At 47.8% G+C, this 7895-nt stretch carries 6 protein-coding genes; 4 read left to right on the top strand and 2 right to left on the bottom strand.

Going from position 1 to position 7895, the window contains the following annotated elements; all coding sequences use genetic code 11:
- Window positions 1-174 precede the first annotated feature (174 nt).
- Window positions 175-1395, bottom strand: coding sequence for a TonB-dependent receptor plug domain-containing protein (locus BZG79_RS08670; RefSeq protein ID WP_199877664.1), 1221 nt, complete (start codon window positions 1393-1395; stop codon window positions 175-177).
- Between the two features lie 153 nt (window positions 1396-1548).
- On the opposite strand from BZG79_RS08670, the gene BZG79_RS08665 reads away from it, so the two are divergent.
- The 4 genes from BZG79_RS08665 (at window position 1549) to glpD (ending at window position 6833) form a co-directional block, all read left to right on the top strand.
- Entirely contained in the window at window positions 1549-2250 is a 702-nt protein-coding gene (locus BZG79_RS08665; RefSeq protein ID WP_077774199.1) for a riboflavin synthase subunit alpha, read from the top strand.
- 289 nt (window positions 2251-2539) lie between these two features.
- A complete protein-coding gene (locus BZG79_RS08660; RefSeq protein ID WP_025744339.1) occupies window positions 2540-3409 on the top strand; it encodes an MIP/aquaporin family protein in 870 nt (289 codons plus the stop codon).
- Between the two features lie 63 nt (window positions 3410-3472).
- A complete protein-coding gene (gene glpK, locus BZG79_RS08655) occupies window positions 3473-4996 on the top strand; it encodes a glycerol kinase GlpK (RefSeq protein ID WP_077460889.1) in 1524 nt (507 codons plus the stop codon).
- 295 nt (window positions 4997-5291) lie between these two features.
- A complete protein-coding gene (glpD, locus tag BZG79_RS08650; RefSeq protein ID WP_077679584.1) occupies window positions 5292-6833 on the top strand; it encodes a glycerol-3-phosphate dehydrogenase in 1542 nt (513 codons plus the stop codon).
- A 100-nt stretch (window positions 6834-6933) separates the two neighbouring features.
- Here glpD and BZG79_RS08645 read toward each other — a convergent pair whose 3' ends face one another.
- Window positions 6934-7785, bottom strand: a complete 852-nt coding sequence (locus BZG79_RS08645) for a DMT family transporter (protein ID WP_077679583.1) — start codon at window positions 7783-7785, stop codon at window positions 6934-6936.
- Window positions 7786-7895 lie beyond the last annotated feature (110 nt).

Genomic DNA, 7895 nt, shown 5'->3' with positions numbered 1-7895 from the left:
ACACGCTAACATCAAGCTATTAAGTCGCTTTAAGTGCAGTTCAGGGCAGAATTGGTAGAGAGAATCGTGTAATATATTGAGTTCGCACATCTTGTTGTCTGGTTGCTTGTTTTTTGGCGAAATCATTTGATCACATAACAGGATGTGCATCTACCTTAACTTTATGATTTTTATCTAAATCATCAGGGGATTCCTCAGTGTATAGTACCCGTAGTTTTTCGCTGGTTTTTTTCGATAAGTATGATTGTAAACGCGAGAGTCTCGGTTTTGGTCTTGGTATTGAGCGCCGATCATAATTTCGTGATCACCGAAGTGGCTAGTATTCGTCAATTCTGCAAACCAACGCTCATATGATAACCATACCTGATGACCGTATTGACCCGAAGAAATATAAGATTGATAGGTGCTGTCGGGTCTTTCCCAATAACGATGGTTTTGTGAATGTGCGATCACGACACTAGTGTCTATAAAGTTATTAAACGGTTGATAGTGGTAATTCAGGGTACTGGTATACTCGCGATAATGATTATCCACCGATGTGGCAAATAATGCCGCTTCGTAGCTACCATACTTATCTATTTTGTAATTACTAATCGAAGGCATGGCGCCGCGTCGATTTGCCCACGGTTTTCTTCCCTGGTCGTCATACCGTGTGTGGCTTAACATAAAATCATGCGCACCAGATTGATAATGAATTTTACCGAGCAAGCTATGTTGGGCGTAGCCCGAGAAATCAAATGTCTCTCCGTTTCCTAGCTCAATATCATCTGCATCACGTTTTGACCCATGGAGCAATACCGACCAGCCAGAGTCGGATTTGCCAAAGGCAGTAATACTGCGTTTCCATTGTTGGTTCACGCTATTAAAGCCAGCCTGAGCCGTCGCACCGATTGACTCATCCGCATCAAGAAAGTCTGCAGCTTCTTTTGTTTCCATAATAAAACTGCCGCCAAAGGCGCCCACACTGGCACGAACGTTATGATCGCCTTTTACCATGCGGACAGATCTTAGCAACTGAGGATCGAGGAAAAAACTGCCATATCGATACTGTTGAAATCCGACTGGAGCACCATCTATACGGACAGATAGTGCTGAGGGGTGAGAAAACCCCCACACATTGATACGTTCACTGCCTGGGCGCGCACCGGCATCAAGTGAGACGCCGGGCATTTTCATGACCAACTCTCCGATGTTCTGAGCCTGTTCGCGTTGAATATCGTCCAGCTCTAAAGTCGATTTTCCCGGTGAAATAAGGGTAATAGGATGGTTTAGTTGCTCACCTTGCACCTTAATGGTTTCAATGCTGTCGGGAGAGCGATTCGTGTTAGCACTGGCGGTATGAATGCCAATAGCGAAGGCTGCCAAAATGGCAAAGCATAAAGAAGGATACGGCATACTCATAATACTTTACTGACGTATAAAAATGCGCACTATACGCCGGCTAATCACAACTATCAATGCTAATGAGATTGATTATCACTTGTGCGCGTTGGTTATTTTTGTTGCCAAGCAGTATGATTATGGGAAATTCTTAATAGGATATCCCCCATGTTTACCGGAATTATTCAAGCGGTGGCAAATATTGACGTTTGTCGCGATCACCAAGGTATTCGAACGTTCGATATTCGCTTCCCAGATGGCTTTTGTGATGGATTAGAAATTGGTGCCAGTGTCGCCATTGATGGCGTATGTTTGACGGTCACTGAGCGATTAGAAGCGAATCTTGTGCGTTTTGATGTGATGCTACAAAGCTTAGCGATAACGACGTTACGTTCGTTTAATACTGGCGATAGCGTGAATGCGGAGCGAGCAGCGAAAGATGGCGCAGAAATCGGCGGACATCCGTTATCGGGGCATGTGGATTGCTGTGCTTTAGTGCATGACGTGCTGTTTCAAGAGGAAAATTGTCGATTGCGATTTTCCTTAGCAACGTCATGGATGCGCTACATCTTTGCCAAAGGCTATATCGCTATTAATGGTGCAAGCTTGACCATTGCCGACGTAAACAAGGATGAAGGGTGGTTTGACGTTTGGTTGATCCCAGAGACGCGGCGAATGACAACGTTCGAGCGAAAGACTGTCGGTGATTCCGTTAATATAGAAATCGAGCGACAAACCCAGGTGATGGTGGATACCGTGCGTGATACGTTGAGCGAAAAGCTTGGCCCCTTACTTCCTGTGCTCGAATCGTTAGCAAAGGAGAAAGGGATCGATCTTGATACACTTGGGGTCTCAATGCCAACCTCTTGATAACAAAAATATAACAACAAAGCGCGCTCCTCAACGATCACTGCATGGATATGAGGGGCGCCAAGCCTTGCCATCCCTAGCTTTCTAGCCATCCCACTGTGTATGCGCATTTTGTGCGCGAACATGCTCAAATAATGATGTAGTTAACAAAAATGTCAGTATTAAGTCATAAAATTATGCTCGAACGCTCATTTTTGTTGTGAGTTTGTTTTCGAGATGCTGTGATTATGCAAAATGGTAGTGTGGTTTTGAACGTGTACCCCTACTAATAGTGACAAGGATAATCATCATGAAAAAAGCATCGTCGACTCTATTAGGCGAGTGCGTGTCCGAGTTTATCGGCACGGGCTTGCTCATTTTCTTTGGCGTGGGTTGTGTGGCAGCGCTGGTACTGACTGGCGCCGATTTTGGTCAGTGGGAAATCAGTATCGTCTGGGGCTTTGGTGTGGCGATTGCCATTTACTGCACAGCAGGTGTCTCAGGCGCGCATATTAATCCTGCCGTTACCATCGCTCTCGCGGCCTTCCATGGCTTTGATAAAAGTAAAGTTGTTCCCTACATTATTTCGCAAATGCTTGGTGCGTTTGCGTCCGCCGCACTTGTTTACAGTCTATATAGCAATCTTTTCGTCGAGTGGGAGTTAGCCAATAATGTTGTTCGGAGTAGCCCCGAGGCCTTAGCAACCGCAGGTATCTTCTCAACGTATCCGCATCAAGCTCTGTCTTTCATGGGCGCCATGGCGGTTGAATTTGTGATCACAGCGGTGTTGATGTTTGGCATCTTAGCGCTAGGCGATGAAAATAATGGCGCTGCACGTGGCCCAATGAATCCATTACTCATCGGTATTTTGATTGCGGTTATCGGTGGCTCGTTAGGTCCATTGACCGGTTTTGCAATGAACCCTGCGCGTGATTTCGGTCCTAAACTATTTGCCTTCTTTGCCGGATGGGATTATGCCCTGACAGGCGCACGCGATATTCCGTACTTTATTGTGCCCATTGTCGCACCAATTTTAGGGGCGTGTTTCGGTGGTTGGCTGTATCCAAAAGTGATTGCCCCATACCTGCCTCAAGAGGGCCACGGTTGCACCATTCCTAACCAGTGTGATGATGAGGAGCTGGAGCTGGCTGAAACCGAAACGCAAAAAGTAAACGCATAAGTAGCATGGGCGCGTTAGTGCGCCATAACGACTAAAATATAAGAGATAGAAGGAAACCCGATTATGTCTGCGCACAAATATATCGTGGCTCTAGACCAAGGTACTACCAGCTCACGCGCCGTCGTCATGGATCATGACGCGAATATTGTGGGTGTGTCTCAGCGCGAATTTACCCAGATTTATCCTCAAGCCGGTTGGGTCGAGCATGATCCAATGGAAATTTACGCGACACAAAGCTCCACCTTAGTTGAGGTGTTGGGCAAAACGGGTATCCGCAGTGATGAGATTGCGGGTATCGGTATTACAAACCAGCGTGAAACCACGGTAGTCTGGAATAAAGAAACCGGAAAACCTGTGTACAACGCGATTGTGTGGCAATGCCGTCGTACCGCCGACATTTGTGATGACTTGCGCGAGCGTGGTTTAACTTCATATGTTCGCGATAACACTGGGCTTGTACTTGATCCGTATTTCTCAGGTACAAAAGTGAAGTGGATTTTGGACAACGTCGAAGGCGCGCGAGAGGACGCAGAAGCGGGTAAGCTATTGTTTGGTACCGTGGATACCTGGCTGGTCTGGAAAATGACCCAAGGGCGTGTGCATGTGACGGATTATACCAATGCGTCACGAACTATGTTGTTTAATATCAATGATATGTGCTGGGATCAAAAAATGCTCGATGAGCTCGGTATCCCCGCTTCAATGTTACCTGAAGTGCGTCGCTCTTCTGAGGTATATGGGCAAACGAATATCGGCGGTAAAGGCGGGACACGTATTCCAATTGCTGGGATCGCGGGTGACCAACAGGCTGCGCTATTTGGTCAAATGTGTGTAGAAGCCGGACAAGCGAAAAATACCTACGGCACAGGGTGCTTCTTGCTGATGAATACCGGGCAAGAGAAAGTTACGTCTTCTCATGGCCTGCTGACGACGATTGGTTGTGGTCCACAGGGTGAACCTTCTTATGCGCTTGAGGGCGCGGTCTTTATGGGCGGAGCCTCTATCCAGTGGTTACGTGATGAGCTTAAAGTGCTCGAAGACGCGCACGATTCTGAGTATTTTGCCACTAAAGTCGATACGTCAAATGGTGTTTATGTGGTCCCGGCTTTCACGGGATTAGGCGCCCCCTACTGGGATGCATATGCCCGCGGTACTATTGTAGGCTTAACGCGCGGTGTGAATTCAAACCATATTATTCGAGCAACATTGGAAGGGATTGCTTACCAAACTCGTGACGTATTGGATGCAATGCAAGCCGATTCAGGTATCAAGCTCGCGGCGTTACGCGTGGATGGTGGTGCCGTTGCCAATGACTTCTTGATGCAATTCCAAGCCGATGTGCTTAATACGGAAGTTCACCGTCCCGAAGTGACGGAAGTCACGGCGCTGGGCGCAGGTTATCTTGCGGGGATGGCTGTTGGTTTCTGGGGTAGCCTGGATGAGTTAAAAGACAAAGCGAAACTCAATCGTAGCTTTGAGCCTCATCAGGATGAAGAAAAGCGGAACCGTCGTTACCGTGGTTGGAAGCGTGCGGTAAAATGTGCTCAGGCATGGGCACAGCTTCATGATGAGGAAGAAGACATTTAATTACGTCTAAACCGAGTTATCTTCAAAAGGCGCGTTTTCGCGCCTTTTTTTATGCCTGAACGCAGACGGGTGAATTCTGCTTTATTGAATAACAGAGTGACAACGACCTGCTTCTGCTACGTTAATCTTGGCTTTACGGTTCACAATTCACGCATTTTTATAACACTTATTCTACACTTGTCACACTCGATAATAATTTTTCGAACATTAATAGTGACCGAAAACGAAAGTTGATATACAGTTATACCCATCAATTAATGTTCGTTCGCTCATATCTGGACAAGGTCGGCTAATAATGACTACGCATAATACTCATCAAGAAGCATTACTCGATATTATCGTCGTGGGAGGCGGTATCAATGGTGCGGGCATCGCTGCAGATGCAGCAGGTCGCGGGCTTAATGTTGGATTGTACGATGCAAAAGATTTCGCATCGGCCACATCGTCAGCAAGCTCAAAGTTGATTCATGGCGGGCTTCGCTATTTAGAGCATTATGAATTTCGTTTGGTTTCCGAAGCGCTAGCAGAGCGTGAAGTGCTAATCAATAAAGCGCCGCATATTGCCTTTCCTATGCGCTTTCGTTTGCCGCATCGCTCTTATCTGCGCCCCGCGTGGATGATTCGTTGTGGCCTCTTTTTATATGACAATTTAGGTAAACGTTCGACGTTACCAAGTAGCCACAAAGTGGATCTCAGTAAAACCGGCTATATGAAAAAAGAGATGAAGATCGGTTTTGAGTACTCTGATGCGTGGGTAGATGATGCGCGTCTCACACTGCTTAACGCTCAGTTTACCAAAGAGAAAGGCGGTGAAGTCCGTAACTATTGTAAAGTGGTGACGGCAGAGCGTGAAAACAATATCTGGCGTGTTACCTTAGAAGATGCACATACCGGCGAGCGTTTTGAGCGCAAGTCGAAAGCCTTGGTGAATGCAACAGGGCCTTGGGTCAAACAATTCTACGACGATAGTCTTCATGAAAAATCGCCACGTGGGATCAAAATGATCAAAGGCTCTCATATGGTGGTGCCACGTATCCATCAAGATCCACAAGCCTATATTCTGCAAAATAATGATGGTCGTATTGTATTTGTGATCCCTTACCTGGATAAGTTTTCACTGATTGGCACCACGGATGTTGAACACAAAGCGGATCCGCGTGAAGCTAAAATTGATGATGCTGAAGTTGATTATCTGGTTGATGTGGTCAATCAGCATTTTACGCACCAAATCAAACGCGAGGATGTTATTTGGACCTACAGTGGTGTGCGTCCTCTATGTGATGACGAATCGGATTCACCGCAGGCAATGACACGTGACTATACCATTGAGTTAGAGCAGCAGGGCAGTCAAGCGCCGCTCGTATCTATCTTCGGCGGTAAGCTCACGACGTATCGTAAACTGGCCGAATCAGCCATACATAAACTTGAGCCATTTTTCGATAAAATGGGTCAGCCTTGGACCGCAAACGGAACGTTACCTGGTGGTGACTTCAGCTGTGGTCGCGATGATCTGGCCATGTCAATCAAGCAACGTTACCCGTGGTTAAGTCACGAGACGGCGCAGCGATTTGTGGACACATACGGCACTTGCACCCATCAGTTGATGAAAGGCTGCACCAGCGAGGCAGATATGGGACGTCAGTTTGCAGATGGTGTTTATCAAGCTGAGCTAAATTATCTCATTCAACACGAGTTTGTGCAGCATGTTGAAGACGCGCTATGGCGCCGTACGAAGCTTGGTCTCTATTTGACTGAAGAGCAGGCTGATGCGATTAGCCAGTACATCGAGCAACAGCGCGTCAAGGTGCATGCACTGCCATTGAGTGAAGCGAGCTAACACTTGGTAAAGTGAGCGGTTCAGAGAACAAGATTCGATGACTAAAAAGAGCGCCGACCATCGGCGCTCTTTTCTATTGGTTGGTGTTAGTGCCTTTTCGTTAATGCCTTTTAGCCGATAACGTACTGCCTAACGAGGCAGTGATTACCATACCGATGGCGAGCCATTGGCGCAGTGCAAGTTGCTCGTCGAGAACCAATAGCCCTGCCATTGCGGCAACGGCGGGCTCTAAACTCATCATCACACTGAAGGTTTGCTTAGGCATATTTCGCAGCGCGATCATCTCTAACGAGTAGGGAATAGCGCTAGAAATGAGTGCCACCGCAATGCCCAATGGCAGCAGTTTCCACTGGAGCAGAGCGCCATCGGTGGCAACGTAGCCCGCGGGTACAAGATAGAGCGCAGCAACCGTCATCCCCAGTGCAACAGTGCCGCCGCCTGGCGCTAGATTGCCCGCTTTTTGACCAAATAAAATATAGCCAGCCCAGCAGCCCCCGGCGGCTAGGGCGTATGCAACCCCTCGTGGGTCGAGGGCATTTACGCCTGATAGATCCGGGAGCAATGTGATCACACCGCCGACGGCGAGCACAATCCAAAGGCTGTCCCGCGCGCGCCGTATTGAAAGCAATGCAACCAGAAGAGGACCCGTAAATTCGAGTGCAACGGCAATCCCGAGAGGAATGGTTTCAATCGCTAAATAAAGCAGCAGCATCATGCCACCCAGGCAACTGCCATAAACGCTAATAGCGCGCCAGTGACGTCCACGAGGCCATTGGCGCCAAGGCCGAAAAACCAGCCATAGTATCAGGGCGGAAAACCCGACTCGCAGAGCACTTGTCCCGACAGGCCCCACCAGAGGAAACAGCTGCTTGGCAAACGATGCACCGAATTGAATCGCGCACATGGCGCCAAAAACACTCAATATAGCGATAAAAAGCGCGCGAGCCTGCATGTTTCCTCTCCTTGGTGATATTAAAGTCTTACCTTAACATAAAGACAAAAAAAAGCCGCTCCGATGAGAGCGGCAGTGTTTTTGACGCGCATTGCTTTTGACGCGTATTG

Source organism: Salinivibrio sp. MA427, assembly GCF_001996115.1.
GTDB lineage: Bacteria > Pseudomonadota > Gammaproteobacteria > Enterobacterales > Vibrionaceae > Salinivibrio > Salinivibrio costicola.
This window is presented reverse-complemented; position numbering and strand designations above follow the sequence as displayed.

Bases quoted from the DNA above. Each gene is read 5' to 3' on its own strand.
- BZG79_RS08645 (WP_077679583.1), bottom strand. From the start codon at position 7,785: ATGCAGGCTCGCGCGCTTTTTATCGCTATATTGAGTGTTTTTGGCGCC.
- BZG79_RS08665 (WP_077774199.1), top strand. From the start codon at position 1,549: ATGTTTACCGGAATTATTCAAGCGGTGGCAAATATTGACGTTTGTCGC.
- glpD (WP_077679584.1), top strand. From the start codon at position 5,292: ATGACTACGCATAATACTCATCAAGAAGCATTACTCGATATTATCGTC.
- BZG79_RS08660 (WP_025744339.1), top strand. From the start codon at position 2,540: ATGAAAAAAGCATCGTCGACTCTATTAGGCGAGTGCGTGTCCGAGTTT.
- BZG79_RS08670 (WP_199877664.1), bottom strand. From the start codon at position 1,395: ATGCCGTATCCTTCTTTATGCTTTGCCATTTTGGCAGCCTTCGCTATT.
- glpK (WP_077460889.1), top strand. From the start codon at position 3,473: ATGTCTGCGCACAAATATATCGTGGCTCTAGACCAAGGTACTACCAGC.